At 64.2% G+C, this 26,020-nt stretch carries 20 protein-coding genes and 2 pseudogenes; 13 read left to right on the plus strand and 9 right to left on the minus strand.

Annotation, left to right across the window (positions count from 1 at the left end; all coding sequences use genetic code 11):
• The first annotated feature begins 64 nt into the window (after positions 1–64).
• Positions 65–928, plus strand: coding sequence for a LysR family transcriptional regulator (locus HAP54_RS07505; RefSeq protein ID WP_166299273.1), 864 nt, complete (start codon positions 65–67; stop codon positions 926–928).
• Positions 929–1,080: 152 nt separating this feature from the next.
• Here HAP54_RS07505 and pdeM read toward each other — a convergent pair whose 3' ends face one another.
• From pdeM to HAP54_RS07525, 4 genes and pseudogenes are all read right to left on the minus strand, one after another.
• Positions 1,081–1,752, minus strand: coding sequence for a ligase-associated DNA damage response endonuclease PdeM (gene pdeM / locus HAP54_RS07510; RefSeq protein ID WP_166299274.1), 672 nt, complete (start codon positions 1,750–1,752; stop codon positions 1,081–1,083).
• Between the two features lie 54 nt (positions 1,753–1,806).
• Entirely contained in the window at positions 1,807–4,572 is a 2,766-nt protein-coding gene (locus HAP54_RS07515; RefSeq protein ID WP_166307549.1) for a ligase-associated DNA damage response DEXH box helicase, read from the minus strand.
• A 252-nt stretch (positions 4,573–4,824) separates the two neighbouring features.
• Positions 4,825–6,050, minus strand: a pseudogene (locus HAP54_RS07520) (ABC transporter substrate-binding protein).
• Positions 6,051–6,340: 290 nt separating this feature from the next.
• On the minus strand, positions 6,341–7,267 hold the full coding sequence (locus tag HAP54_RS07525) for a methyltransferase domain-containing protein (RefSeq protein WP_166299275.1): 927 nt from the start codon (positions 7,265–7,267) through the stop codon (positions 6,341–6,343).
• 151 nt (positions 7,268–7,418) lie between these two features.
• Between HAP54_RS07525 and HAP54_RS07530 the strand changes: the two genes are divergently transcribed.
• From HAP54_RS07530 to HAP54_RS07550, 5 genes are all read left to right on the plus strand, one after another.
• The gene (locus tag HAP54_RS07530) at positions 7,419–8,477 is read left to right on the plus strand and encodes a ligase-associated DNA damage response exonuclease (protein WP_166299276.1); all 1,059 of its coding nucleotides are present in this window, start codon (positions 7,419–7,421) and stop codon (positions 8,475–8,477) included.
• Positions 8,474–10,279: an ATP-dependent DNA ligase gene (locus HAP54_RS07535; RefSeq protein WP_166299277.1), complete on the plus strand. Its 1,806-nt coding sequence runs from the start codon at positions 8,474–8,476 to the stop codon at positions 10,277–10,279. The genes HAP54_RS07530 and HAP54_RS07535 overlap by 4 nt, the downstream gene beginning before the upstream one ends.
• A gap of 98 nt (positions 10,280–10,377) precedes the next feature.
• On the plus strand, positions 10,378–10,683 hold the full coding sequence (locus HAP54_RS07540) for a DUF6460 domain-containing protein (RefSeq protein WP_166299278.1): 306 nt from the start codon (positions 10,378–10,380) through the stop codon (positions 10,681–10,683).
• Between the two features lie 20 nt (positions 10,684–10,703).
• The gene (locus HAP54_RS07545) at positions 10,704–11,438 is read left to right on the plus strand and encodes an MBL fold metallo-hydrolase (protein ID WP_166299279.1); all 735 of its coding nucleotides are present in this window, start codon (positions 10,704–10,706) and stop codon (positions 11,436–11,438) included.
• A gap of 120 nt (positions 11,439–11,558) precedes the next feature.
• On the plus strand, positions 11,559–12,698 hold the full coding sequence (locus HAP54_RS07550; protein WP_224741344.1) for an MATE family efflux transporter: 1,140 nt from the start codon (positions 11,559–11,561) through the stop codon (positions 12,696–12,698).
• 103 nt (positions 12,699–12,801) lie between these two features.
• Here HAP54_RS07550 and HAP54_RS07555 read toward each other — a convergent pair.
• A protein-coding gene (locus HAP54_RS07555; protein WP_166204126.1) for an IS3-like element ISRj2 family transposase occupies positions 12,802–13,931 on the minus strand; the annotation gives its coding sequence in 2 pieces (ribosomal slippage) (positions 12,802–13,679 and positions 13,679–13,931; 1,131 coding nt in all).
• An 80-nt stretch (positions 13,932–14,011) separates the two neighbouring features.
• Between HAP54_RS07555 and HAP54_RS07560 the strand changes: the two are divergent.
• Positions 14,012–14,251, plus strand: a pseudogene (locus HAP54_RS07560) (MATE family efflux transporter); the annotation flags it as partial.
• 149 nt (positions 14,252–14,400) lie between these two features.
• Here HAP54_RS07560 and HAP54_RS07565 read toward each other — a convergent pair.
• Entirely contained in the window at positions 14,401–15,498 is a 1,098-nt protein-coding gene (locus HAP54_RS07565; protein ID WP_166299280.1) for a quinone-dependent dihydroorotate dehydrogenase, read from the minus strand.
• Positions 15,495–15,839, minus strand: a complete 345-nt coding sequence (locus HAP54_RS07570; protein ID WP_166299281.1) for a DUF952 domain-containing protein — start codon at positions 15,837–15,839, stop codon at positions 15,495–15,497. The genes HAP54_RS07565 and HAP54_RS07570 overlap by 4 nt, the downstream gene beginning before the upstream one ends.
• 206 nt (positions 15,840–16,045) lie before the next feature.
• Here HAP54_RS07570 and HAP54_RS07575 point away from each other — a divergent pair, with 206 nt between their 5' ends.
• A complete protein-coding gene (locus HAP54_RS07575; protein ID WP_166299282.1) occupies positions 16,046–16,699 on the plus strand; it encodes a S24 family peptidase in 654 nt (217 codons plus the stop codon).
• A gap of 189 nt (positions 16,700–16,888) precedes the next feature.
• On the opposite strand, the gene HAP54_RS07580 is transcribed toward HAP54_RS07575, so the two are convergent.
• Positions 16,889–17,674 carry a class II aldolase/adducin family protein gene (locus HAP54_RS07580; RefSeq protein ID WP_224741343.1) on the minus strand — a complete coding sequence of 262 codons (786 nt, stop codon included), beginning with the start codon at positions 17,672–17,674 and terminating at the stop codon, positions 16,889–16,891.
• A gap of 318 nt (positions 17,675–17,992) precedes the next feature.
• Positions 17,993–19,630 carry a lysine--tRNA ligase gene (locus HAP54_RS07585; protein ID WP_166299284.1) on the minus strand — a complete coding sequence of 546 codons (1,638 nt, stop codon included), beginning with the start codon at positions 19,628–19,630 and terminating at the stop codon, positions 17,993–17,995.
• Between the two features lie 216 nt (positions 19,631–19,846).
• Here HAP54_RS07585 and HAP54_RS07590 point away from each other — a divergent pair, with 216 nt between their 5' ends.
• From HAP54_RS07590 to HAP54_RS07610, 5 genes are all read left to right on the plus strand, one after another.
• Positions 19,847–21,181 carry an IS1182 family transposase gene (locus HAP54_RS07590; protein WP_166202952.1) on the plus strand — a complete coding sequence of 445 codons (1,335 nt, stop codon included), beginning with the start codon at positions 19,847–19,849 and terminating at the stop codon, positions 21,179–21,181.
• A 111-nt stretch (positions 21,182–21,292) separates the two neighbouring features.
• A protein-coding gene (locus tag HAP54_RS07595) for an IS630 family transposase (protein ID WP_166293531.1) occupies positions 21,293–22,239 on the plus strand; the annotation gives its coding sequence in 2 pieces (ribosomal slippage) (positions 21,293–21,632 and positions 21,632–22,239; 948 coding nt in all).
• 210 nt (positions 22,240–22,449) lie between these two features.
• Positions 22,450–23,739, plus strand: a complete 1,290-nt coding sequence (locus tag HAP54_RS07600; RefSeq protein WP_166299285.1) for a tyrosine-type recombinase/integrase — start codon at positions 22,450–22,452, stop codon at positions 23,737–23,739.
• A 549-nt stretch (positions 23,740–24,288) separates the two neighbouring features.
• The gene (locus HAP54_RS07605) at positions 24,289–25,014 is read left to right on the plus strand and encodes a hypothetical protein (protein WP_166299286.1); all 726 of its coding nucleotides are present in this window, start codon (positions 24,289–24,291) and stop codon (positions 25,012–25,014) included.
• Positions 25,015–25,103: 89 nt separating this feature from the next.
• Positions 25,104–25,595, plus strand: a complete 492-nt coding sequence (locus HAP54_RS07610; protein WP_166299287.1) for a hypothetical protein — start codon at positions 25,104–25,106, stop codon at positions 25,593–25,595.
• Positions 25,596–26,020 lie beyond the last annotated feature (425 nt).

Genomic DNA, 26,020 nt, shown 5'->3' on the forward strand with positions numbered 1-26,020 from the left:
CGCCTTGATATTTGGAAATTAAATGATAAACTGACATCCAGTGGATTTCTTAATGGAGGCTGCGATGCTCGATCTGGAGCTGCTGCGCAGTTTCGTCTCGGTGGTCGATGCCGGCGGCTTCACCCGCGCCGGCGAGCGCGTCCACCGTACGCAATCGACTGTCAGTCAGCAGATCAAGCGCCTGGAGGAGGACGTCGGCCAGCCCTTGCTGATTCGCAGCGGCAAGGATGTCACCCCGACGGAGGCCGGCGAACGGCTGTTGAGCTATGCGCGGCGGCTGCTGTCGCTGGCCGAAGAGGCGCGTGATGTGGTGTCGCGTCCGGGCAGCGAAGGCGCGATCCGGATCGGCATCACCGAGGATTTTGCCGCCTATCGGCTGACAAAATTGCTCGCGACCTTCTCGCGCAGCCATCCGAATTTGCGGCTCGACGTGCGCTCCGGCCAGAGCCTGTTCCTGTACCGCGATCTGGAGCGCGGCGATCTCGATCTCGCGCTGATCAAGCGCGCCGCCGATGAGAAGGGCGGCATCGCGGTGTGGCCGGAACGCGTGCACTGGGTCACCAGCAAGAGCCATCCGCGCCACATCACGCCCGGCTCGGTGCCGCTGATCGGCTTCGCCTCCGGCTGTCTCTATCGCGCCCGCGCCATCCACGCGCTGGAGAGCGCTGGCCGCAACTGGCACATGGCCTACACCTCCTCGAGCCTCGCCGGCATCCAGGCCGCGGTCGCCGCCGGCCTTGGGCTCAGCATCCTCTCGGAGATGTCGATCCAGGCCGAGCATCGCGTGCTGACCGCGAAGGAAGGCTTTGCGCCGATCGAGCGGACCGAGGTCGCGCTTGTCGCAGCCCCCGACGCCAGCCCCGCGACGCTGCGGCTGGCGGACAGGCTCGCGGAGTATTGCGAGAGCGTGCAGGCGAAGGCGGCTTGAGTTGCGGCAACGCTTTTCACCCCGTCATCCTGAGGTGCTCGCGCAGCGAGCCTCGAAGGATGCACGGCCCAGCTGGTGGCCGTCGATCCTTCGAGGCTCGCCGAAGAGGCTCGCACCTCAGGATGACGGGGATGGTTTGGCGCGTTGAGTGGTCAATAACACCGTGACGCCGCGAACGCATACACGCGGTTGTCGCCGAGCACGTGGGCCATGAAGCCGGGCGATCCGAAAATCCGTGCGAACGCCGCGTCGCGGATGCTCAGGCCGCCGGTGTAGGCGCCGAAGGCCGGCATCACCGCGCGCTCGCCGTCGGAGGCGAAACACCGCCGCTCGATCGAGCGGCCCCGGGTCGGCACCCGGGCCTTGGGATGCAGATGGCCGGCGATCTCGCCGCTCGCGCCCGTCGGCTCATGGCGGAACACGATCGGGCCGATCGCGACTTCGGTCGCGACCACGCCGCCGAGATTGGACGGCAGCGCCGGATCGTGGTTGCCCGAGATCCAGATCCAGTTGCGCCGCACCTGCAGCGCCGCGAGCGCCTCGCGATCCGTACCCGACAGGCGCGCATGTGCATCGCGATCGTGAAAGCTGTCGCCGAGGGCGATCACCTGCCGCGGATCGTGCCGCGCGATCACCGCGGCAAGCCGGCTCAGCGTCGCGACCGTGTCGTAGGGCGGCAGTAGCACGCCGCGGGCAGCGAAGCTCGAGCCTTTTTCCAGATGCAGGTCGGACACCACGAGCAGGCTTTGCTGTTCCCAGAACAGCGCGCCGGAGAAATCCGCCACGAAGCCGATATCCGCCACCGTGACCCTCGAAACGCGCATCTCGTCACCGTCTCGCAAAACCTGCGCGCTTGCCGTCACGTCCGTTCCCCTGCGTTATGTCGTCGCCTCCCGCACGAGTTCCTCGGCCGCCTCGGCCAGAAGCTCGTCGGATGCTTCGCCATAAACTGACTCGCGGCCAATTTCCAGCAGTGCGGGAACGGCAAGCGGGGAAACGCGATCGAGCGCCTTGTGGGTGATTCGGCCACGGATGCGCGAAAGCATGTCGCTGAGGCGGCGGAGATCGAGCAACCCTGTGGCGGCATCGCCGCGCGCGGCGCGCAGCAGCACGTGGTCGGCCTGGTGCTTGCGCAGCACGTCGTAGATCAGGTCGGTCGAGAACAGCACCTGGCGGCGCGACTTCTCCTCGTCGGTGAAACGGCGCGCGATCAGGCCGGAGATGATGGCGCAGTTGCGGAAGGTGCGCTTCATCAGCGCGGATTCCGCGAGCCACGCCTCGAGATCGTCGCCGAGCATATCGGGATCGAACAGCGCGTTGAGGTCGAGCTTGCCCTGCCGGATCATGAAGGAGAGATCGCCGACGCCCCAGACCGCGACCGCGTATTCGTTGGCGACGAAGCCGAGCGGACGGGCGCGGGCGCGCTCCAGCCGGCGCGTCAGCAGCATGCCGAGCGTCTGGTGCGCGAGCCGGCCCTCGAACGGATAGCAGACCAGATAATGGCTGCCGCCGCGCGGAAAGGTTTCCACGAGCAACTCGCGCGCCGCCGGGACGCGGGAGAACTTTCGCTGCAGCGACAGCCAGTCGTGCACCTGATCCGGCAGCGCGTTCCAGGCGCTGATATTGTCGAGCAATTTGCGCTCGCGCTCGGCGAGATAGGTCGAGAGCGGGAACTTGCCGCCCATATAGGACGGCACTTTTGCATCCTTGTCATTGGCGCGGGAGACATAGACCTGGTCCTCGACCAGCGCCTCGTAGCGCACCACCTCGCCGCCGAACACGAACGTGTCGCCGGACACGAGGCCTTCGATGAACACTTCCTCGATCTCGCCCAGCATGCGGCCGCCGCGGGCGATCGCGCCAGTCGAACCGCTACCGCCGGCGCGCGAACGCACCAGCCGCACCTTCAGCATCGTCTCCTCGACGATGGTGCCGACGTTGAGCCGGTAGCTCTGCCGGACCTTGGGGTTGGTGACGCGCCAGCGGCCTTGCTTGTCCTGCTTGATCCGCGCGAAACGCTCGTAGGTTTTGAGCGCATAGCCGCCGGTCGCGACAAAGTCGACCACATCGTCGAAATCGGTGCGCGCCAGCGATGCATAAGGCGCCGCGGTCCTGACCTCATCGTAGAGCTCATCGGACAGAAACGGTTTGCCGCAGGCGCAGCCGAGCACGTGCTGGGCGAGCACGTCGAGCGCGCCGGAGCGCAGCGGCGGCGTGTCCTGCGCATTCTCGGCGATGGCATCGATCGCGACACGGCATTCCAGCACCTCGAACCGGTTGGCCGGCACCAGCACGGCGCGCGAGGCCTCGTCGAAGCGGTGGTTGGCGCGGCCGATGCGCTGCATCAGCCGCGACGAGCCTTTGGGCGCACCGATATTGATGACGAGGTCGACATCGCCCCAGTCGACGCCGAGGTCGAGCGACGAGGTGCAGACCACGCCGCGCAACCGGCCGGCGGCCATCGCATCCTCGACCTTGCGGCGCTGCGCGACGTCGAGCGAGCCGTGATGCAGCGCGATTGCGAGTCCGTCGTCATTCATGCGCCAGAGATCCTGGAACAGCATCTCGGCCTGGCTGCGGGTGTTGACGAACACCAGCGTGGTCTTGTTGCGCTTGATCAGCTCATAGACCTCGGGCAGCGCGTGGCGCGCGCTGTGGCCCGACCATGGCAGCCGCTCGCGCGTGTCGAGCATCTCGACCACCGGCGGCGCGGCGCCGCCGGCGATAACGACGTCGGCGGACACGCTCGCGCCGCGGGGCTGCGGCACCAGGAAGCGCGCCAGCTGCTCCGGTTCGGCCACCGTGGCCGAGAGGCCGATGGCGCGCGCCTGCGGCGCGATGGTCCAGAGCCGCGCCAACCCGAGCGACAGCAGATCGCCGCGCTTGGAGGTGACCAGCGCATGCAGCTCGTCGAGCACGATGCGCTTCAGCGAGGAGAACAGAAAAGGTGCGTCGTCGGACGCCAGCAGCAGCGCGAGTTGCTCGGGCGTGGTGAGCAGAATATCCGGCGGATAGCGCCGCTGCCGCTGCCGCCGCGACACCGGCGTGTCGCCGGTGCGGGTCTCGATCCTGATCGGCAGCCCCATCTCGGCAACCGGCGTCTCCAGATTGCGCGCGATGTCGACCGCGAGCGCTTTCAACGGCGAGATGTAGAGCGTGTGCAAGCCGGCGGAGCGGCGAACGCCGCGGCCGGTGGAGATGAGGCTGGGGCGCGATCTCGCCGATGCGGTTCCTTCTCCGCTTACAAGGTCGTCAGGCTCCCTCCCCCTGAAAGGGGGAGGGTTGGGGTGGGGGTCAGCCGCTCGTTCGGTGCCTGCGGCTGCCCCCCACCCGTCGCGCTCGGCAGCGCTCCCGCGCGCCGGAGCGCGCCGACCTCCCCCTTTCAGGGGGAGGTGACCAAAATCACGGCCGCTAGGCGCTTCCCCGCTCAACTCCACCAGCGTCGGCAGGAACCCGGCCAGGGTCTTGCCCGCGCCCGTAGGCGCGATCAGCAGCGCGGAGCGCGCCTCGCGCGCTTTCGCCAGCAGCGCGAGCTGATGCTCGCGCGGCGACCAGCCGCGTGAGGCAAACCAGTCGCGAAACCGGCGCGGCAAGAGATCGGCCGTTTCCGACGGCGTGACGGAAAAGAGATCGAGCGTCGACACGCCCAAGAGGTAGGTGGTTCAGGCGGTTTCGTCGAGGGCGGAGCGGGGATGGCAGCAAGTGGCAAGGGGCGAGCTGTGTCCGCTCCCTCTCCCCGTTCTTACGGGGAGAGGGTTGGGGTGAGGGGCTGCTTCCGCGAGTGCCGAGCGCGGTGAGACCTGTACCCCCTCACCCGGATCGCATCTTCGATGCGATCCGACCTCTCCCCGCAAGCGGGGCGAGGTTGAGGAACAGCGAGAGAGCGCGCCCGCCCCCTACTCCACCACGGGCTTGTCGGAGATGTCCCAGTCCTTGCCGTTGAAGATCGAGATATAGAGCGTCTTCATCGGCGTGTAGTCGTCAGGCGTGTAGCTGTAATTGACGCCGTCAAGGAAGAAGGGCGAGTGGAAGCCGGCGAGCGTGGTGGCGTGCTTCAGCACGTTGGCGCGGGTGAGCTCGTCGCCGCAGCGGCGAAGGATCTCCGCCATCGTAGCCACCTGGCCGTAACCGGCGAAGGCGATGGTGTTGTCGGGATCGATGTTGGGCAGATATTTCTTGCGCAGATCCTCGAACGCCATCGAGTCGGGGTCCTTCTCCCAGCGGCCCGGTCCTGCTTCCTTGGCGTAACGGATTGCGACGATGTCCTTGGCGTTCTCGAAACCGGCCGCGCTCAGGATCGAGCGGCCGTCGAGCCGGCCGACAGCAGCTGCAGCGGCTTCCAGCCGAGCTCCGCCACCTTGCGGATCGATTGCGACGTCGCCTTGCCGGTGGTGATGTTGTAGAACACGTCGGCGCCCGACTTCGAGAGATTGATCAGCTGGGAATCGACCGTCGGATCGGTGAGATCGTAGGTCTGCTCCATGATCACCTGCGCGGTGCCGCCGGCATCGGCCAGCACCTTCTTGAACGGACCGAGGAAGTCGCGGCCGAAAACGTCGTTCTGGTAGAGGATGCCGATCTTGGCGTTCGGCTTCACGCTGACGACGTGTTTTGCAAGGATGCGCGCTTCGGTCGGATAGAGCGGCAGGCCCGCCATGGTCCATTTGAAATTCTTCGGGTCGTTCCACTTCGAGGCGCCGGTATTGAGCAACAGCTGCGGCACGCCCTTGGAATTGAGGTATTTGTGCACGGAGGTCTGCGGCGCGGTGCCGAGCGAACCGTACAGCGCCAGCACCTCCTCCTGCTCGACCAGGCGGCGCGTCGCCTCGACGCATTTCGGCGCGCTGTAGGCGTCGTCCATGGTGAGGAATTTCACCTTGCGGCCGTTGATGCCGCCCTTGTCGTTCAGCATCTGGAAATAGGCTTCGCCGACGCGGCCGAGCACGCCATAGAGCGAGCCGGGGCCGGAATGCGGCACGGTCTGACCGAGCTTGATCTCGGTGTCGCTCGCACCCGGATCGTATTTCTTGTCCGCGGCACGGACGAACGGCGCGGGCAGCACGGACGCTGCGATGACAGACAATGCAGTGGCACCAAACTCGCGCCGAGTATGTTTTTTCATTGCTTCTCTCCCTGAGGCGAAAAGCTCTCGCATTCCGCCCTGCGCCGGGCAAGCGCGAAGTCACCGCTTTGCGGCGCAATGCCGCGTCACGGCAAATGCGTAGCGTGTAGACTCAAGTTTGAGCACACAACGCGGACGGCTCTTCCCTTCTCCCCTTGTGGGAGAAGGTGGCGCGGACAGCGTCCGCGCCGGATGAGGGGTCTGCATCCGCGGATAGAGACCCCTCACCCGGCTTCGATGCTACCGCATCGAAGCCACCCTCTCCCACAAGGGGAGAGGGTAAGAAAGCGTCACGGCTTGACGGCGACGGCGACGAGTCCGGGCGCCGGGATGTTGTCTTCATTGCGCGCCGAGAGATCGTCGAGCAGAGCCAGCGTCAGCCCCGCAGCGGCGACGGAGGCGCGCACGTAGGGCGTGCTGTGGGCGTAGCGCAGCCCCTCGCCGATGACGACGCCCTCGCCGTCATGGGTCTCCGTCGTGAAGGCAAGCACGCCGCCTGACACCAGGACGCGTGCGGCCTCGGCCAGCAGCGGCGCGAGATCGGCGACATAGACCATCGCATCCGCGGCCAGGATCAATTCGGCGCTGGCGTCCGGCTTGCCGGAAATGCCGTTGAGCATGTCGTCGACCTCGAGCTCGGCATAGAGACCCGTGGCGCGCGCCTTGTCGATCATGCGCGGCGACAGGTCGATGCCGATGAAGCGGTCGACATGCTCCGCGAATGCGCCTGCGGCCAGGCCCGTGCCGCAGCCGAGATCGATCGCGCGCTTGAAGAAGGCCGGCTTCTTCGCGCTCGCGCGCACCGACAGCACGGCCTTGAACAGCAGCGCCGGGCCGCGATAGCCGAGGTCGCCGACCAGCGCGGCCTCGAAGCGCGGCGCATATTGATCGAACAACGTCTGCACATAGCCCGGCGGCATCGCACTGACGGCCTCGACGCCGAGCTGCATCAAATGCAGGCCGGCGCCATGGCGGTCTTCGGGATCGGCGTCGCGCGCGGCGCGGAAGGCTGCGATCGCGGCATCGCGCTGGCCGAGCTCGAGGCGGATCTTGCCGAGCGTGTACCAGGCGGACGGGAATTTCGGCACCAGCTCGATCGCCTGTTCGAGCAGCTCGGCGGCAGCCGGCAGATCGCCCTTCAATTGCAGGTCGCGCGCGAACTCGTAGCGGCGGTCGGCGACGAGGTCGCCGGAGGACAGAAACAGGCGGGGGGCCATTCTCTTCTTAACGAACCGATCTTGTCTTAAGGAACCGATCTGGCCTGTTACGGCCATCCATCAAAGCACCGACTCTTTCCGGAGATGGACGCGCGGGTCAAGCCCGCGCATGACGGCTAAACATCACGGATGAAGCGCCTATATAGGGGCAATGCGCCCGCAAGACATCCTCATGCCCGTCCCGGCCGGGCTTTGCTGCAAGCCCGGCGGCTTCCACATCGATCCTGTCAGGCCGGTCGAACGTGCCTTGATCACGCATGGCCATTCCGACCATGCGCGCCCCGGTCATGGCGCGGTGCTCGCGACCCGGGAAACGCTCGACATGATGCGGCTGCGCTATGGCGAGAATTTCGCCGGCTCTGCGCAGGCCGTCGCCTACGGCGAGGAGATCAGGCTGGACGACGTCACGGTGACGTTTCATCCCGCCGGCCACGTGCTGGGCTCCGCCCAGATATCCGTCACCTGCAAGGACACCCGTATCGTCGCCTCCGGCGACTACAAGGATGCGCGCGATCCGACCTGCGTGCCGTTCGAGCTCGTGCCGTGCGACGTCTTCATATCGGAGGCGACCTTTGGCCTGCCGGTGTTCCGCCATGGCGATGCGGCCGGCGAAGTGAACAAGCTGCTGGCATCGGTCAAACTGTTTCCGGAGCGCGCGCACCTGGTCGGCGCCTATTCGCTGGGTAAGGCGCAGCGTGTGATCGCGCTGCTGCGCGAGGCCGGTTACGACGCGCCGATCTATCTGCACGGCGCGATGGAGAAGATCACGTACTATTATCAAGAGCGCGGCATTGCACTCGGCGAGCTCCGGCCGGCGCGCGGCATGAAGAAGGCCGAGCTGGCCGGCACCATCACGCTGGCGCCGCCGAGCGCGACATCCGACGTCTGGACCCGGCGCTTTCCCGATCCGGTCACGGCCTTTGCGTCGGGCTGGATGCGCGTGCGCGCCCGGGCCCGGCAGGGCGGCATCGAGCTGCCGCTGGTGATATCAGATCATGCCGACTGGGACGGGCTGACGGCGACGATCGCCGCGACCGGCGCCGGCGAGATCTGGGTCACCCACGGCCAGGAAGACGCGCTGGTGCATTGGTGCAAGAGCAAGGGCCTTGCCGCGCGGCCGCTCGATCTGGTCGGCTATGGCGACGAGGATGAGGGCGACACGGCGGCGGTCACCGGCGAGGCCCAGCCCGCCGGCGAGGCCGAAACATGAATCGCTTTGCCCAACTGCTCGATCGCCTCGCCTACGAGCCCGGCCGCAACAACAAGATCAAGCTGCTGGTCGCCTATTTCCGCGAGACCGAGGACCCCGACCGCGGCTACGCGCTGGCGGCGCTGACCGGTGCGCTGTCGTTCAAGCACGCCAAGCCGGGATTGATCCGCGATTTGATCACCGAACGCGCGGACCCGGTGCTGTTCGACTACTCCTATGATTACGTCGGCGATCTCTCCGAGACCGTCGCGCTGATGTGGCCGAAGGCTTCCCCCTCTCCCGCTTGCGGGGGAGGGTCGGGGTGGGGGTCTCTCCACGCGATCGACAAGCGGAGAAAGCCCCCACCCGGATCGGCCGACCGCGCTGGCGCGCCGTCCGCCGATCCGACCTCCCCCGCAAGCGGGATAGGTGAAGAAGGCCGCAAGTCCAGCCTCCACAACAACCCGCCTCCGCCGACGCTGACTGATGTCGTCACCACGCTGCGCACGCTCGGCAAGGCTGAATTGCCGGCGCAGCTGGCGCGCTGGCTGGACGAGCTCGACGAGACCGGGCGCTGGGCGCTGCTAAAACTCGTCACCGGCGCGATGCGGATCGGGATCTCGGCGCGGCTGGCGAAGACCGCCGCGGCTGCGCTCGGGACTAAGGATCCGCACGAGATCGAGCTGATGTGGCCCGGCCTGTCGCCGCCCTATCTCGACCTGTTCGCCTGGCTTGAGGGCCGCGGCGACAAGCCTGTCAACCGCGACCCGACGCCGTTCCGTCCAGTGATGCTGGCGCATGCGATCGAGGATGCGGATTTCGCCAATCTCGACGCCGCCGATTTCAGCGCGGAATGGAAGTGGGACGGCATCCGCGTGCAGGCTGTCGCCGGCCGCGATGCGCGCGGTCACATCCAGGCGCGGCTCTATTCGCGCAGCGGTGAGGACATCACCGGCAGCTTCCCCGACCTCGTCCCGTCGCTGCATCTGCCCGGTGCAATCGACGGAGAACTGCTGGTGCTGCGCGAAAACCGCGTGCAGACCTTCAACGTGCTGCAGCAGCGGCTGAACCGGAAGGTGGTTTCGCCGAAGCTGATCAAGGAGTTTCCGATCCATCTGCGCGCCTACGACCTGCTCAGCGACGACGAGAACGATCTGCGCGAGCTGCCCTTCACCGAGCGCCGCGCGCATCTCGAAAGATTCGTCGCCAAGCTGAACGATCCGCGTATCGACCTGTCGCCGACCGTTCCGTTCGCGAGCTGGGAAGAGCTGGCCGCGGCGCGCGCCGATCCGAAAAGCGCCGGCGCCGGCGACGATGCCGATGCGGTCGAAGGCGTGATGCTGAAGCGGCGCGACGCGCCCTATCTGCCCGGACGGCCGAAAGGCCCGTGGTGGAAGTGGAAGCGCGATCCGCACATCATCGACGCGGTGCTGATGTATGCCCAGCGCGGCCATGGCAAGCGCTCGTCCTATTATTCCGACTACACGTTCGGGGTCTGGACCCGTGGCGATAGCGGCGACGAGCTCGTTCCGGTGGGCAAGGCCTATTTCGGCTTCACCGACGAGGAGCTGCTGCAGATCGACCGCTTCGTCCGCCGCAACACCACCGAGAAGTTCGGTCCGGTGCGGCATGTCGTGCATGAACCGGATCAGGGGCTGGTGCTCGAAGTCGCGTTCGAGGGCTTGCAGCGCTCGCCGCGTCACAAATCCGGTGTCGCGATGCGCTTTCCCCGGATCAGCCGCCTGCGCTGGGACAAGAAGCCTGGCGAAGCCGACCGCCTGGAGACACTTGAACGGTTGTTAATGACCATGACAGCGAATTAATTCCGCAGTTGCGGGGCAACCATTGATCGCAGCCAGCGGGTTTCCCATGTGCTGCGCCGTGACCTATAATACGCGGGCGATTCCGCCAGGAGACAGAGATGCCAGACAACATCCGGGACTTGCCGGCCGGCCGGAGTGACGGCCTGTACCGCTTTCTCGGCGGATCGCCGCTCGCGGTGGCGTTCCGGCTGATCCTGCTTTCGATCCTGGTCGGCGTCGTGCTCGCCGCGATCGGCCTCGATCCCTGGAATATTCTCAACAGCGTCCGCAGGCTGTTCCAGACCATCTGGGATTTCGGCTTCGATGCGATCAACTGGGCCTGGCGCTACTTCCTGCTTGGCGCCGTGATCGTGATCCCGATCTGGCTATTGTCGCGGCTATTCGGCGCGCCGCGCGGCCGCTGATCCCAAGGAGCTCGCAGCCGATGCAATTGCGATTTGTCGGCTGCGGCGATGCATTCGGCTCCGGAGGCCGCTTCAACACCTGTTTCCATGTCAGCGGCGGGCGCGCCAATTTCCTGATCGACTGCGGCGCCTCGTCGCTCCCGGCGTTGAAGCGGCTCGAGATCGACTGCGAGGCGATCGACCTGATCCTGATCACGCATTTTCACGGCGATCATTTTGCCGGCCTGCCGTTCTTCCTGCTCGATGCACAGTTCTCCCGCCGCGCACGGCCGCTCGTGATCGCCGGGCCTGAGGGCATCGAAACGAAATTGCCTGCGGTGATGGAGGTGATGTTCGAGCATTCCTCCAAAACCAAACAACGCTTCGATCTGTCCGTCGTCTCGCTCGTACCGCAGGAGCGGCGCAGTTTTGGCGAGGTGACGGTGACGCCCTACCCGGTCGTGCATGGCGAATCCGGCGGGCCGCACCTCGCCTATCGGATCGAGGCGGAAGGCCGGATCATCAGCTACAGTGCCGACACCGAGTGGACCGACGCGCTGATCCCGGCCGCACAGGATGCCGACCTCTTCATCGCCGAGGCCTATACTTACGACAAATTGGTCAAGAACCATCTCAGCCTGAAAACGCTGGAAGCGCATCTGCCCGCCATCAACGCCAAGCGCGTGGTGCTGACCCACATGAGCGACGACATGCTCGGCCGCGTCGGCGACCTGCCCTACACGGCGGCACACGACGGCATGGTGGTCGAGTTCTGATCATACGTCTGCTTTGTCCGTTGCCCAGCCCCCTCGCCACCGCATTGCGCTGAGAACAATTCCAGCATGGCCGCGCGGCGGTTGACGCGATAGAAACGTATATTCCTCGCAACTGTAGCCATGCACGCACCCATCCACCCAAAGATCACGACGCGCCAGGTATTCGCCATCGCCGGACCCGCGATGGTCGCCAACCTGACCACGCCGCTGATCGGCATCGTCTCGACCACCGCGATCGGCCGGCTCGACGATGCCGCATTGCTCGGTGGCGTGGCGATGGCCTCGGTGATCTTCGACTGCCTGTTCTGGCTGTTCGCCTTCCTGCGCATGAGCACGCTGGCCTTTACCGCGCAGGCGCAGGGCGCCGGCGAGATCAAGGAATATGCCGCGATCCTGGTGCGCGGCTTCATCGTCGCCGGCCTGATCGGGGCTGCGCTGATCGCGCTGCAGGTGCCGCTCGCCACGGTCACGTTCCAGCTGATGGGCGGCAGCGAGGGCGTCACGCACGCGGCCAAGACCTATTTCATGATCCGGATCTGGTCTGCGCCGCTGGCGCTGGCCAATTACGTCATCCTCGGCTGGCTGGTCGGGCAGGCGCGCGCCAATCTCGCGCTCGTCCTACAGATCGTGGTCAATCTCATCAACGTGGCCGCCACCGTGCTGCTGGTGCAGGTCTACGGCGCCGGCATCGCGGGCGCCGCGATCGCCGCCGTGCTGGCCGAGGGTACAGGCTTTGCAGCCGGCATCGTCGCGGCCTGGCGGATCGCCGAGAGCGGCTTCGCTGTTCCCGCGGCCACGCTGTTCGATCGCACCAAGCTGATGCGCATGCTGGCGGTGAACCGCGACATCATGGTCCGCACCGCGGCGCTGATCATCGTGTTCCTGTTCTTCACCGCCAAGGGCGCGCGCGAAGGCGACGTGACGCTGGCGGCGAATTCGGTGCTGAACAATTTCCTGCTGGTGAGCGCCTTCTTCCTCGACGGGCTCGCCAACGCCGCCCTCCAGCTGTGCGGCTGCGCGTTCGGCGCGCGCGATGCGCGAGGTTTCGCCGATTCGACCCGGCTGGTGCTGCTGTGGGGTTTGGGCTTTGCGCTGGTCGTATCGGTGCTGTTTGCGCTGTTCGGACCTGCGCTGATCAATCTGATGACGACCAGCGACGACGTGCGCCGCTATGCGCGCGACTTCCTGGTGTTCGTGATCCTGGCACCTCTGCCCGGAGAGCTGGCGCCGGTTGTTTGGACAGCGCCCCGCGGGATTTAAGTGGATTCCTGCCGGGTTATGCTGAACGCGGGGCCTTACGATTTTGTCGTTGCGTCGGGAGGGCGTAGCCCGACCAGAGCGACGACAAAATCGTCGGCGACGGTCATGCGGCCATCACCATAGCTTGCGTGCCGAAGTAAGCCTCGTCGGGCGTGCGCCCGTCAAGGCTCGAGTGAGGGCGTCCCTGATTGTAGAAGGCCAGATACTTGGCAATTGACGCTCGCGCCTCGGACACGCTGTCGTAGGCGCGGAGATAAACTTCTTCGTATTTGACCGTGCGCCAGAGCCGCTCGACAAACACGTTGTCGCGCCAGGCGCCCTTGCCGTCCATGCTGATGGCGATCTTCGCGTCCAGCAGCACATCGGTGAACTCGAGGCTGGTGAACTGGCTGCCCTGGTCCGTGTTGAAAATCTCGGGCCTGCCGTGCTTCGCCAACGCCTCCTGGACCGCTTCGACGCAGAAGGCCGCCTCCATTGTGATCGAGACGCGATGGGCCAGGACCCGTCGGCTGAACACATCGACGACCGCCGCGAGATAGACGAAGCCACGCCGCATCGGAATGTAGGTGATGTCCATTGCCCACGCCTGGTCGGGCCGCTCGATCTTCAATCCGCGCAACAGGTACGGGTAGATCTTGTGACCCGGTGCCGGCTTACTCGTGTTCGGGCGACGATAGACCGCCTCGATCCCCATGCGCTTCATCAGCGTCGCGATGTGGCGGCGACCGGCGTATACGCCCTCCCGCCGCAGCAACGATCGCTGCATACGCGCTCCCGCGAAGGGATAATCGAGATGCAGCTCATCGAGCCGACGCATCAAGGCAAGGTCCTCGGCCGAAACTGGCCGAGGTTCATAGTAGACCGTGCTGCGAGCCAGCTTCAGGACCTTCGCCTGGCGCACGATAGAAAGATCATGACCGCGGTCGATCATCGCTTTGCGCTCAGCAGGCCCGCCTTGGTGAGCGCGCCGGACAAAAAATCGTTTTCCAACGCCAGCTCGCCGATCTTGGCATGTAACGCCTTCAAATCGACCGGCGTCTCGGCCGACGCCTTGTCATGCCCAAACACGCCGGCGGCGCCTTCCAGGAGCTGGTTTTTCCAGATCGTGATCTGGTTCGGATGAACATCAAACAGTTGCGCCAGCTCCGCCAGCGTCTTGTCGCCTTTGACCGCAGCCAAAGCAACCTTCGCCTTGAATGCCGGAGAATGCATCCGGCGGCTCTTCTTCGTCATCTTCGCTCCTGATTCGCGGCAAGAATCCTCGCCGCTGTCAGGCAGAAAATCCACTCAAGCTACTGTCCGAATTTGCGGAGCCAGCTCTCGGTGTGTTCGCGTTCGGCTTCGACGGCATCTATGTCGGCGCCACCTGGGCGCGCGAGATGCGCAATTTGATGCTGGCCTCGCTCGCGATCTTCCTTGCGGCCTGGTGGGCACTCAGCTCGTTCGGCAACACCGGACTGTGGATCGCGTTGCTCGGCTTCTACGTCGCACGCGGCGGCCTGCAGGGCCTGCGCTATCCGGCGATGCTCAGGAAGACGTTCAAGGCTGCGTAGCCCGGCTAAGCCTCTCGTGTCCCGGACGCGGTGCGGCACGAAGTGACGCGCCGCAGAGCCGGGACCTATGTCAACCATGGGCCCGGACCAGCAGCGCACCACGCCGCAACTGCGGCGCGCAGCACTGCATCCGGGGCACGAGAGAGTCGTTATCTCACCGGCCAGTCCTCGGCTGTGATGGTCGCGGCATCGGCGCCGACGATTTCCGACAGCGAGTCGCGGCCGGTGCGCAGCAGGGTCGAGGACAGGTCGCGCTTGATGTCCTCGACCAGACCGATGCCCTTGTAGACCAGCGAGGAATAGAGCTGGATCAGGCTGGCGCCGGCGCGAATTTTCGTCAGCGCGGCGCCGCCGGAATCGATGCCGCCGACGCCGATCAGCGGAAATGCGCCTTCGACGCGGACATAGGTCTCCGCCACCATCCGCGTCGACAGGCGGAACAGCGGACGGCCCGACAGGCCGCCCTGCTCCTTGGCGCGGTTCTCCTCGCGCAAGGTCGAGGGACGCGCCAGCGTAGTGTTGGCGACGATCATGCCGTCGACGCGCCGCGAGCGGGCGATGTGCACGACGTCGTCGAGCTCGGCGAGACTCAGATCCGGCGCGATCTTCAGCAGGACCGGCGAATCGCCGGCGTTCTTGCGCACGCGCTCGCGGGTATCGATAACCCGCGCCAGCAAATCGTCGAGCGCCGCCGATTGCTGCAGATTGCGCAGGCCCGGCGTATTCGGTGAGGACACGTTGACGGTGAAATAGCTCGCGACCGGGGCAAACGTCTCGATCAGCTTCACGTAGTCGGCGACACGGTCGGACGAATCCTTGTTGGCCCCGACATTGACCCCGATGATGCCGCCGCCGGCCGCCCGCGCGGCGAGCCGTCGCAGCACGGCCTCCGCGCCGTCATTGTTGAAGCCCATGCGGTTGATCACGGCCTCGTCGCGCTCCAGGCGAAACAGCCGCGGCCGCGGATTGCCCGCTTGCGGCTGCGGCGTCACCGAGCCGATCTCGACAAAGCCGAAGCCGAGCCGCAGCAGCGCGTCGGGCACTTCCGCGCTCTTGTCAAAACCCGCCGCCATGCCGATCGGATTCGGAAAGTTGAGCCCGAAGGCGCGCACGGCGAGCTTGGGATCATCCGCCCGCTGCCGGATCGGCGGCAGCAGCTTCAGGCCCTGGATCGCCATGCGATGGGCATCTTCGGGATCGAACCAGCGCAGCAGCGGCAGCGAGAAGGCGTCGAAGGCATGGATCACGGCTTGAGCTCCGGAACGTCGTGGCCGCCGTCGGAGCGCGCGCGCAGATCGAGGATTTCGATGACTGCGCCGAGGTCAAGCTCGCCATAGAGATGCGGGAACAACTCGTCGTTGCGCGACCGCTCCCAGCGCAGGTCGTCGCCAAGCGCTTCGGCATCGACCGCGACCAGAAACAGGCCGGTTTGCCCGTGGTAGTGCTTGCGCGCGGTCTCGGCCACCTGGGAGGCGGTTGAAAAATGAATGAAGCCGTCGCGTTGGTCGTCCGCACTGCCCCGGTACACGCCCTGCCGCTCGGCCTCACGCCAGGCCGAAGCGGGGGTGATTTTGTAGATCATAGGCACGGGCCGGCGCTCCCTTTTGTCCTTGAATCTCTTGGGGTTTTATCCGGATTTGATGGGATTTGCCCCAGACGCCACCGGGCGAGCGAGGGACCGTATCGGCGGCGGCGGCGCAACTCAAGCGGCGCCGGGACACAGAACACGGCAGATTTGCGAAATTCGCGAGTTTCAGGCAATAATTCCTAGGACTGCACCCGGGGACATCCTCGATGGCCAAACAGCCCAAAGCCGCCCGACCGCTGACCCACGCTCAGGTCTGGGCTTCGCTCGACCGGCTCGCCGAACGCGCCGGCCTGTCGCCGTCCGGCCTTGCCAAGCAGTCCGGCCTCGACCCCACCACCTTCAACAAGTCGAAGCGCGTGACCGGCGACGGGCGCGAGCGCTGGCCGTCGACCGAGTCGCTCTCCAAGGCGCTGGCCGCGAGCAATGCCAGCATGGAGACCTTCGTGCAGTTGCTCGGCGATGGCCCGCGCGGCGGCCAGTCGGTACCTCTGATCGGCTTCGCCCAGGCCGGCGCCGGCGGCTTTTTCGACGATAGCGGTTTTCCCGCCGGCAAGGGCTGGGATGAAGTGGCGCTGCCGGCCACCACCGACGAGCACGCCTATGCGCTGGAGATCGAGGGCGACTCGATGAAACCGGCCTATCGCGAAGGTGACATCATCGTGGTGTCACCCGCGACCGCGATCCGCCGCGGCGACCGCGTCGTGGTGCGCACGACCGGCGGCGAGGTGATGGTGAAGGAATTGAGGCGCCGCACCGCCAAGGTGCTGGAACTCGCGTCGCTCAATCCGGAGCACCCCGACCGCATGCTCGACGCCGAAGAGGTGGTGTGGATCGCACGCATCGTGTGGGCAAGTCAGTAGCTGGCGAGTCCGTCGCCACCAATACCGATGTCGTCCCGGGCAAGCGAAGCGCGACCCGGGACCCATAACCACCACACGCCCTGTTTGAGCAGGCTGGTGCCCCGGCCTGCTCTAACAACTCAATCCTGTGGTAATGGGTCCCGGCCTTCGCCGGGACGACGGCGGAGGTTGTAGCGCCGTCCGAGCCCCTTACGTCGCGTAGTCCGGCTCCTTGCGGTCCAGCATCCGCTTCAACGCATCGAAATGCCGCTGCGCCGGGGTCGGGCCGTTGTAGAGATGGTCGTCGCGAAAATCGCGCTTGGTCTTCTCGACCACATGCTGCGGCAATTGCTTGAGCGGTTGCTGGGTCCACATCGCGTAGATCTGCACCTGCGCGGCGCGCTCGATGTAATAGAGCCGGTCATAGGCGTCGGCGACGGTCGCGCCGACGGTCGAGATGCCGTGATTGGCCATGAACAGGATGGTCTTGTTGCCGATCACCCTGGCGAGCCGCGCACCTTCCTCGGGATCAAGCGCGGGGCCGGTGTAGAGATCGTCATAGGCAATCGCCTCCGACAGCCCGACCTCGGTCTGCCCGATCTCCTTGATGCGCGGATCCTCAAGCCGGGTCAGCGCGCTCGCATAGGGCATGTGGGTGTGGAATACCGCCTTGGCCTGCGGCAGCGCCTTGTGGATCGGCGCATGGATGCAATAACAGGAACGCTCGACCTCGCCCTGGCCGCGCTTCACCTCGGCATCGTCGATGCCGACCTCCATGAAGGATGACGCAGTGACCTCCGACCAATGCATGCCAAACGGGATCTGATAGTAGCGGTCGGTTCGGCCGGGCACCACCAAGGTGAGATGGTTGAAGATGCCTTCCGAAAAGCCGTGGTTGAAGGCGAGCCGGTGCGCCGCCGCGAGATCGACCCGCGCTTGCCATTCCTCGGCGCTCGAACTGTCCTGCAGCGATGTCGGCGAAACCCTGAACTGCATCCGCATGCTCCCATCTGTGCCGGCCTCTCGGCGGAGGCCGTGCTCATTTTATGGGACGGAGTGTAGCGCAATCCGGCGCAACCTCGGCTGAAATTGCCGGGGATCAGCCATCCGCATTTTGCGGGCTTGTCGTCTGTGGCGGCCGCAATCATCGCTGTCGTCCCGGCCTTGAGCCGGGACCCATAACCACGAATGGTCGTACGTTACGAGCTTGGGCCTCAGCCTACGCTACCGTCTCGCAGCTGTGGTTATGGGTCCCTGCTCCCGTGCGCAATTGCGCACTAGGCAGGGACGACCATGGTGTGAAAGCTCATCGATCTACGACGATCGCGCCAGCGCGCCGTCGATCATGTTGACCGCGTTCTGCACGCCGTAGACCGCGACGAAGGAGCCAAAGCGCGGGCCCTTCTCCTGGCCGAGCAGCACCTGGTAGAGCATGTTGAACCAGTCGAGCGAGACGCCGGGACGGTCCTTGCCCTTCTTCACCACGTCGAGGAACGGCTCGCGGCGGCCGATCTCATAGACCACGTTCTGGATGTCTTCCGCGGTCGCATCCGCCGGCATGTTGGCGAGCGCATCGCGCAGATCCTGCAGCGCGGCGCGTTCGCCATCGGTCGGCTCGCGGAACTGCTTCGTCGGCGCCACGAAGTCGCGATAGTAGTTGATGGCATAGCCGACCATTGCATCGAGCTTGGGATGGGTCTGCGGCGTCACGCCCGACCGGTAGCGGCCGATGAAGCCCCACAACGTCTCGGCATTCTCCGCGTTCGACGACGACACCAGCGTCAGCAGGAGCTGGAAGGTGACGGGCATGTCGGCCTGCGGCGGCTTGCCGGAATGGGTGTGCCAGACCGGATTCTGCAACTGCTGCCGCGCCTCCTGCCGCGTGAAGCCGTCAAGGAACTGCTGGTACTCATCGACACTGCGCGGGATGACGTCGAAATAGAGCCGCTTCGCCGCCTTCGGCTCGCGGTACATGAACAGCGACAGCGATTCCGGCGAGGCGTAGCGCAGCCATTCGTCGATGGTCAGCCCGTTGCCCTTCGACTTCGAGATCTTCTGGCCCTTCTCGTCGAGGAACAGTTCGTAGTTAAAGCCTTCCGGCGGCGTGCCACCGAGCGCCGAGCAGATCTTGCCCGACAGCTTGACCGAGTCGATCAGATCCTTGCCGGCCATTTCATAGTCGACGCCGAGCGCGTACCAGCGCATCGCCCAGTCCGGCTTCCATTGCAGCTTGCAGCGGCCGCCGGTGACGGGAACGGTGACGCTCTCCTTGGTGTCGGGATCCTCATAGGAGATCGTGCCGGCCTTGGCGTCGTGCGCCGTCACCGGCACGTAGAGCACGAGGCCGGTGCGCGGACAGATCGGCAGGAACGGCGAGTAGCTCGCCGCCCGCTCCTCGCGCAGCGACGGCAGCATGATCGCCATCACCTTCTCGATCCGCTCCAGCATGCGCAGCAGCGCGGCGTCGAACCGGCCCGAGGTGTAATATTCGGTCGAGCTCGCGAACTCGTAGTCGAAGCCGAACTGGTCGAGGAAGGCGCGCAGCCGCGCATTGTTGTGCTGGCCGAAGCTCGGATGGGTGCCGAACGGGTCCGGCACCTTGGTCAAGGGCATACCGAGGTGCTGCTCGAGCAGCTCCTTGTTTGGCACATTGTCAGGCACCTTGCGCAGGCCGTCCATGTCGTCGGAGAAGGCGAGCAGGCGGGTCTTGATCTTGTCCTCGGTGAGCACGCGGAAGGCGTGGCGCACCATCGTGGTGCGCGCGACCTCGCCGAACGTGCCGATATGCGGCAGGCCCGACGGGCCGTAGCCGGTCTCGAACAGCACCTCGTCCTTCGGATTTTTCTTCAGCCGCGCCACAATCGCTTTCGCCTGCTCGAACGGCCAAGCGTTGGATTGTTCGGCGAGCGCCCGCAGGTCGCTCGGGCTGGCAGCAAGATCAATCACGGACATTCTTCAGGCTTTCTCCAAAAAGGCCGCGAAAACTAACGCTTTCGCGGGAAATTGCAAAACGCTTACTCCCTCTCCCCGCTCTTGCAGGGCTGTCCGGGGAAATTCAACCATAGCAGAGTTCCATCTGGTTGAGGGGCGTTCTGCATTTGCGGCGGCTAGGAGCTTGTCTGGATAGTCGCTGTTCAAATCTGGTCGGGTCTGATTCAACATTGGGCGATGAGCAAGTATTTTCGGCCTTGGAACATCGATCAGACGCTGCTTCTGCCGCCGAATGTGCAGGACTTCGTGCCGAAAGGCCATGTCTCGCGGTTTATGGTTGATCTGGTGCGGGAGAGCCTCGATCTCAGGGAGATCATGGGCAGCTATGTGAGCGGGCTTGGGCAGCCGCCGTTTGATCCGCGGATGATGGTGGCGCTGCTGCTGCATAGCTATGCGAGTGGGCTGTATTCGTCGCGTCGGATTGCCAAGGCCTGCCGGGAGCGGAACGATTTTGTGATGATCGTGGCGCTGGATGCGCCGGATTTTCGGACGATCAGCGACTTTCGCAAGCGACATTTGAAGGCGCTCGGCGCGCTATTCGTGCAGGTTCTGAAGTTGTGCGAGACGGCCGGGCTGGTCAAGCTCGGTCATGTCGCGCTGGATGGTACGAAGATCAAGGCGAACGCGTCGAAACACAAGGCGATGAGTTATGAGCGCATGAAGAAGCGCGAGGCGGAATTGAAGGCCGAGGTCGCTCGCATGCTGGCGGCCGCCGAGGCGGCGGATGCCTCGGAGGATGAGACTTTCGGCAACAGCGACGAACTGCCGGACTGGACCGTCGACAAGCAGAAACGGCTGGCGAAGATCCAGCAAGCGATGGCGGCGCTGGAAGCGGACGCCAAACTGGCGGCGGAGGAAGAGCGCCGCATCGAGGCCGAAAAGGAACAGCAGCGCCAGGCCGAAGGCCGCAAGAAGCCGGGCAAACCGGCGGCGCTGCCATCGGAGGAACCCAATCCCAAGGCGCAACGCAACTTCACCGATCCGGAAAGCCGCATCATGAAGTCGAAGGATGGCTTCGTTCAGGCCTATAATGCCCAGGCGGCCGTCGATGCACATGCCCAGATCATTGTCGCGCAAGAACTGACCCAGCACGGCAGCGATCAGGGCCAGTTGGTGCCCCTGATCGAGGCCATCGAGAGCAATCTTGGCCGCAAGCCGCGGCAGGCCTCAGCGGATTCCGGCTACTGCAGCGAAGCCAATCTCGAAGCGCTCGACACACGCAGCATCGATGGCTATGTCGCGCCCGGTCGCGCCAAGCACCCGACAGTAGCGAACGGAAAAGTCGGCGGCCCGCTGACACAGGCCATGCGAAAGAAGATCGACGATGGCGGCTTCGAAACACCCTACCGATTGCGAAAGCAAGTGGTGGAGCCGGTGTTCGGGCAGATCAAACAGGCAAGAGGCTTCCGCCAGTTCCTGTTGCGGGGCATCGAGAAAGTGCGCGCCGAGTGGACAATGATCTGCACCGTCCATAACCTCCTCAAGCTGTTCAACCTCGCAAACGCAGCCTGAGCCTGCTGACGGGCTCCTAGAGCATTTTCCGACCGGAATGAATCGGGTGGGGATTCCCAAAACGGCGCGAGTCAGATTCAAGCTGCATGCTGGCGAGGGAGGCCAGCATGTATGGCCAGGGCGCTTTCGGTTGATCTTCGTCAAAGGGTGATAGCCGCGATTGACGGTGGCATGTCCTGTCGACAGGCTGCTGAGCGCTTTGGTGTCAGCGCGGCCAGTGCGATCCGCTGGCGCGGTCGCCTCAAGGAAGTTGGCGACATCGTTCCTAAACGCCAGGGCGGTGACCGCAAATCGCAGCGCATCGAAGCGCATTCGCAATTGATTCTGGAGGCAGTGACAGCGAAGCCGGATATCACGCTCGCCGAGTTGCGAGAACTGTTGAAACGTCGTGGAATATCGACTGGCATCGCGTCGCTCTGGCGTTTTTTCCAGCGCAGAAAGATCACACTTAAAAAAAGACAGCGCACGCCGCCGAGCAACGGCGCGGCGATATAAATGCCGCGCGTGAGGAGTGGTTCGAAGGGCAAATCGATCTTGACCCTGAGCGTCTCGTCTTCATCGACGAAACCAGCGCCAACACCAAAATGGCGCGGCTTTACGGCCGCTCGCCACGCGGCGAGCGATGTCGTGCAGCTATCCCACACGGACATTGGAAGACGACGACATTCACCGCTGGATTGCGCTCCGACGGTCTGATCGCGCCGCTTGTTCTGGACGGTCCAATGGATGGCGACGCTTTCCTGGCCTACGTCGAGCAATTGCTCGCCCCATCGCTGCGGCCGGGCGATACCGTTATCATGGACAACTTGCCCGCTCACAAGGTCCATGGCGTTCGAGAGGCCATCCGGGCGGTCGGAGCAAGCCTGCTCTATCTTCCGCCCTACAGTCCAGACTTCAACCCGATCGAAATGGCCTTCTCTAAACTGAAAGCCCTGTTGCGGGCCGCCGCAGCGCGCACCATGCCCGATCTCTGGCAAGCAATCGCCAACGCTCTCAAGCGCTTCTCACCCGAGGAATGCCAAAATTATCTCGTCGCGGCTGGTTACGACGCAACGTGATCGGAAAATGCTCTAGGGGAATCGAACCCCTGTTTCAGCCTTGAGAGAATTGCATCGCGTCCGTTGGCGAACGTCAGCGAACGTCAGCGAACGTCAGCGAACGAGAATAACACTTGTGATTTCAATTGCTTAGTTCGTACTCGTTTGGCACTGTTCGTGACCATCTTCGACGGCCTGTTGAAGAAAACTTGAAGAAATGGGGAACGGCAGTTGGCACGCTCGGCGCGGCATTCTTCGCTTGAAACCCGTACGGCTCGTGCGCGGTTGCCGGCGCGGCGGACGCCGTATTTTGCAAAAATCGCGAAGGGGCTGCGCCTTGGCTATTATCGCGGCGCAAGTTCGGGTTCGTGGGTTGCAAGTTTTTATCGTGGCACGAAGGGCTATGAGACGAAGGCGATTGGTCCAGCCGACGATACCATTGACGCCGATGGCGTCACGGTCTTCGATTTTTGGCAGGCGCAGGATCAGTCTCGAATTTGGGCGGAGCAGAAACGCCTCGTCGCGGCGGGAATTGTGCGGACCGGACCGTACAAGGTTGAGCATGCCGTCAACGACTATCTGGCGGAGATTGCCGCCGAAAAGAAGCCGGCTGCCGTGCAGGGTGCAAAATACGTCTTCGACGCCTGGATTCTGCCTGACCTAGGGCCGCTCCTTGTCGATGAATTGACAACTGAAAAGTTGACTCGGTGGCGCAACAAGATTGCAACCGATCCCAAGCGCTTGCGAACCAGGCGCGGCGCGGTCAAGCCAGCCACGCGAGACACCCCTGATGACGAGGACGCGCGCCGCGCTCGTAAGGCCACCGCCAATCGCATTCTTACCGTCCTCAAGGCGGCGCTGAACCGAGCCTTTTATGCCGACCGCGCGTCGTCAGACACCGCTTGGCGTAAAGTGAAGCCATTCAAGAAGGTCGACGAGGCGGTCGTTCGTTACCTCACTCTTGCTGAAATCCTTCGCCTGGTTGATGCCTGTCCTCAGGACTTTCGGAAATTAGTCGCAGCGGCTTTGCATACCGGATGTCGCTATGCAGAACTCGGGCGCCTCAAGCGCGAAGACTACGATGATAGCGGCACGCTATCTGTCCGGTTGAGCAAAGGGAAAAACCGGCACGTCGTTCTCGCGGAGGAAGGAAGGATTGCCTTCCGGCAATGGACAGCAAACGTTGTCTTTGGCCAGCGTATCTTTTTGAGGGGCGATGGAAAGCCGTGGGGGACTTCTCATCAACAGCGGCCGCTGGATGAGGCAAGTGACGTGGCTGGGATAATTCCCGCAGTGAATTTCCACATCCTACGACACACTCACGCGTCCTATCTCGCGATGGCTGGCGTGCCCATGGCGGTGATTGCCCGACAACTTGGCCATTCAGATACGCGAATGACGGAAAAGCACTACGCTCACCTCGCGCCAAGTTATGTCGCTCAAACAATTCGTGAAAGTTTCCCGGCTCTCGGCCTCGCGCCGCCGACGCAGGTCATCGCATTTCGGAAGCTCACAGCGTAGTTTCGAACCGGATGTTTCGGCCACCTGCGCCCCCTGCGTCCCGAAGGTAAATAGCAAACGAAAAGATCAACAAAAACAATGAAGTTTGCTCGCGATTGATCACCTTTATCGCCGTTTGTTCACGGGGTTTTCGGTGGTCAATCGGTGGTCAGCATCCGACCCGCTCATGTTGATGAAAAGCGTAGTCTTCCGGGTAGTCGCCCTTCCCTGCCAAGAAGCAGGTCGGCAAGACACCGTGCACCTCGAATACCTCTACGTATGCGCCGGGGTCTTATTCTGCTTCGATCAGTCGTCAGCGATCTGCGCCTTTCGGGCTTTAGCCCATTGGCGGCCGCCGGATCGTAGATATCGCGTCTGCATCGGCTTGCTTGTGCTGTCGCAGCTGAACCATCAGGTTTATCCCTGCTCGGCTTTCGTCGACCTCTCAATTTGATCGAGCATTCGATGCAGTGACTGCCGCCGCGTCCTCGCAGTTTACGGCCGCGCTGCGAACCGCGCAGACGCTTCCTCCTTATCGTTACCGGGCTGGTGCTGTTCGGATCGCCACCCATGTTCGCACTTGCCGACTTCGGCCCGCAGCTCATTGCCGCCGCAGGCGGTCTCGCCGGCATCCTGATCGCGGTGCTCGGCAAGGCGCCGTCAAGGGCCGCGATGGTGCGCGAGCAGATCAATTCGTGGACCGCCGCCACCTACCGCATCATCCTCGGCTGCGCTACGCCCGTTTTCCTGGCGAGTGCCGCCATCCTGATTTCGTGGAAGTTCGACGACCTGATGTTCGGCAAGCCGCTCACGCGGACGTATTTCGCGCACCCGTCGATTCCGCCCGTGAGCTCGGCCCTTTCCGTGACCGATGTGCTCGTGACGAAGCCGTTACCTCTTCTGACGGCGATGGCTTGGACGTTAGTGGCCTTCATCATCCTTCTCATCACCGGGCTCGGGGCGTCGCACTTCATCAATATTAACCGCTTCTCGCTGCACAACGTCTACCGCAACCGCCTGATCCGTAAGGTCCTCGGCGCCTCGCATGCGGGCCGGACGCCAAACAAATTCACGGACTTCGACGAGCGCGACAATCTCAAGCTGCGCGATATCTGGCCAAGCAAAGCCGAGCCCGTGAATGGGCAGCCACAGCACGAACCCACGCCGCCGCCACAGTTCCTAGTCGTCAACATGGCGCTGAACACGCTGGCATCGCAGGAACTGCAGTTGCAAGAGCGCAGGGCGCTGTCGTTTGTGGCGACGCTGACCGCCATTTCTGGTCACCCGAACCGATGAAGCGCGGCGTGCCGAGCGACATGCCGCCGTTGTAGAGCGCCGCCGCGCGGAAGCAGCCTTCGATCGGGGCAGTGCAGTGACGATCTCCGGTGCCGTCGAACGACCCTTATGTCTACCTGTCGGACGGCGGCCATTTCGAAAATCTCGGCGCCTACGAGATGATCCGCCGCCGCTGCAAGTTCATCCTGATCAGCGACGCGGCCTGCGATCCGGACTTCGGCTACGAGGATCTCGGCAACCTGGTTCGGCGGGTATCGATCGATTTCGGCGAGCGCATCAAGTTCCGGCCGCCGCTTAAGGGCCGCCGCAGGCTCGCAGCGTGGCCCGTGGTGAGCTGGCGGGGCTTGGCCGGTGGTTCTCAGCGCACCGATGTCGTCTGCATCACCAGCGATGAAGATGACGCGCTCGTGCCCGGCACGCAGGCCCGTGCGGTGGCAGAACTGGAAGCCAACGCGACCGGCAAGCCGGTGACGATCCGCAACCCATCACCGACGAGGTGCTGGCGACCATCAGACCAGCGTCCGTCGAGCAGCCCGCCGAGGCCGTTGCGCCTGCCCTGCCGCTGCCTGCCGCCGTCGTGATGGTGGCGCGCTCGACGTGGTGATGGCGCGATGACGTGATGCCGTCCTACTCTGATGGCAAAATCCCGTTTCGCTTAATTTTCATGAATGAGCAATTTTGACCATTAGCTCGCGTTGTTTTGCGGCACAGTATGGTCGCTCTGGTTGCCGCGGCGGTGCTGATATCCCCGCCGGCTTTGGCCCCAAAAGCGGACACCCCATCGTTGATGGCTCGCACTGTGTCGCAGTGATGACGTGACAGTCGAGGTGATGCGCGGCGGCCGGGCGAGGATTGCGCACCATCGCGGCGGCGCTGACCGGCTCCTGTGAGAAATACGTAAATGTATCCGCTACCCTGAGCAGAGAGCTGCCCGGTGCCAGAGCCGGGGGGCGCAGAGGGGTCGGGGGAGAGCCACCGGGGATATTAATCGGGTGTGACGGGCCGG

This window comes from Bradyrhizobium sp. 2S1 (genome assembly GCF_011516625.5).
In the GTDB taxonomy this organism is placed as follows: domain Bacteria; phylum Pseudomonadota; class Alphaproteobacteria; order Rhizobiales; family Xanthobacteraceae; genus Bradyrhizobium; species Bradyrhizobium septentrionale.

Bases quoted from the DNA above. Each gene is read 5' to 3' on its own strand.
- HAP54_RS07505 (WP_166299273.1), top strand. From the start codon at position 65: ATGCTCGATCTGGAGCTGCTGCGCAGTTTCGTCTCGGTGGTCGATGCC.
- HAP54_RS07530 (WP_166299276.1), top strand. From the start codon at position 7,419: ATGCGCCCGCAAGACATCCTCATGCCCGTCCCGGCCGGGCTTTGCTGC.
- HAP54_RS07535 (WP_166299277.1), top strand. From the start codon at position 8,474: ATGAATCGCTTTGCCCAACTGCTCGATCGCCTCGCCTACGAGCCCGGC.
- HAP54_RS07575 (WP_166299282.1), top strand. From the start codon at position 16,046: ATGGCCAAACAGCCCAAAGCCGCCCGACCGCTGACCCACGCTCAGGTC.
- HAP54_RS07585 (WP_166299284.1), bottom strand. From the start codon at position 19,630: ATGTCCGTGATTGATCTTGCTGCCAGCCCGAGCGACCTGCGGGCGCTC.
- HAP54_RS07590 (WP_166202952.1), top strand. From the start codon at position 19,847: ATGAGCAAGTATTTTCGGCCTTGGAACATCGATCAGACGCTGCTTCTG.
- HAP54_RS07540 (WP_166299278.1), top strand. From the start codon at position 10,378: ATGCCAGACAACATCCGGGACTTGCCGGCCGGCCGGAGTGACGGCCTG.
- HAP54_RS07550 (WP_224741344.1), top strand. From the start codon at position 11,559: ATGCACGCACCCATCCACCCAAAGATCACGACGCGCCAGGTATTCGCC.
- HAP54_RS07580 (WP_224741343.1), bottom strand. From the start codon at position 17,674: ATGCAGTTCAGGGTTTCGCCGACATCGCTGCAGGACAGTTCGAGCGCC.
- pdeM (WP_166299274.1), bottom strand. From the start codon at position 1,752: ATGCGCGTTTCGAGGGTCACGGTGGCGGATATCGGCTTCGTGGCGGAT.
- HAP54_RS07605 (WP_166299286.1), top strand. From the start codon at position 24,289: ATGTTCGCACTTGCCGACTTCGGCCCGCAGCTCATTGCCGCCGCAGGC.
- HAP54_RS07545 (WP_166299279.1), top strand. From the start codon at position 10,704: ATGCAATTGCGATTTGTCGGCTGCGGCGATGCATTCGGCTCCGGAGGC.
- HAP54_RS07525 (WP_166299275.1), bottom strand. From the start codon at position 7,267: ATGGCCCCCCGCCTGTTTCTGTCCTCCGGCGACCTCGTCGCCGACCGC.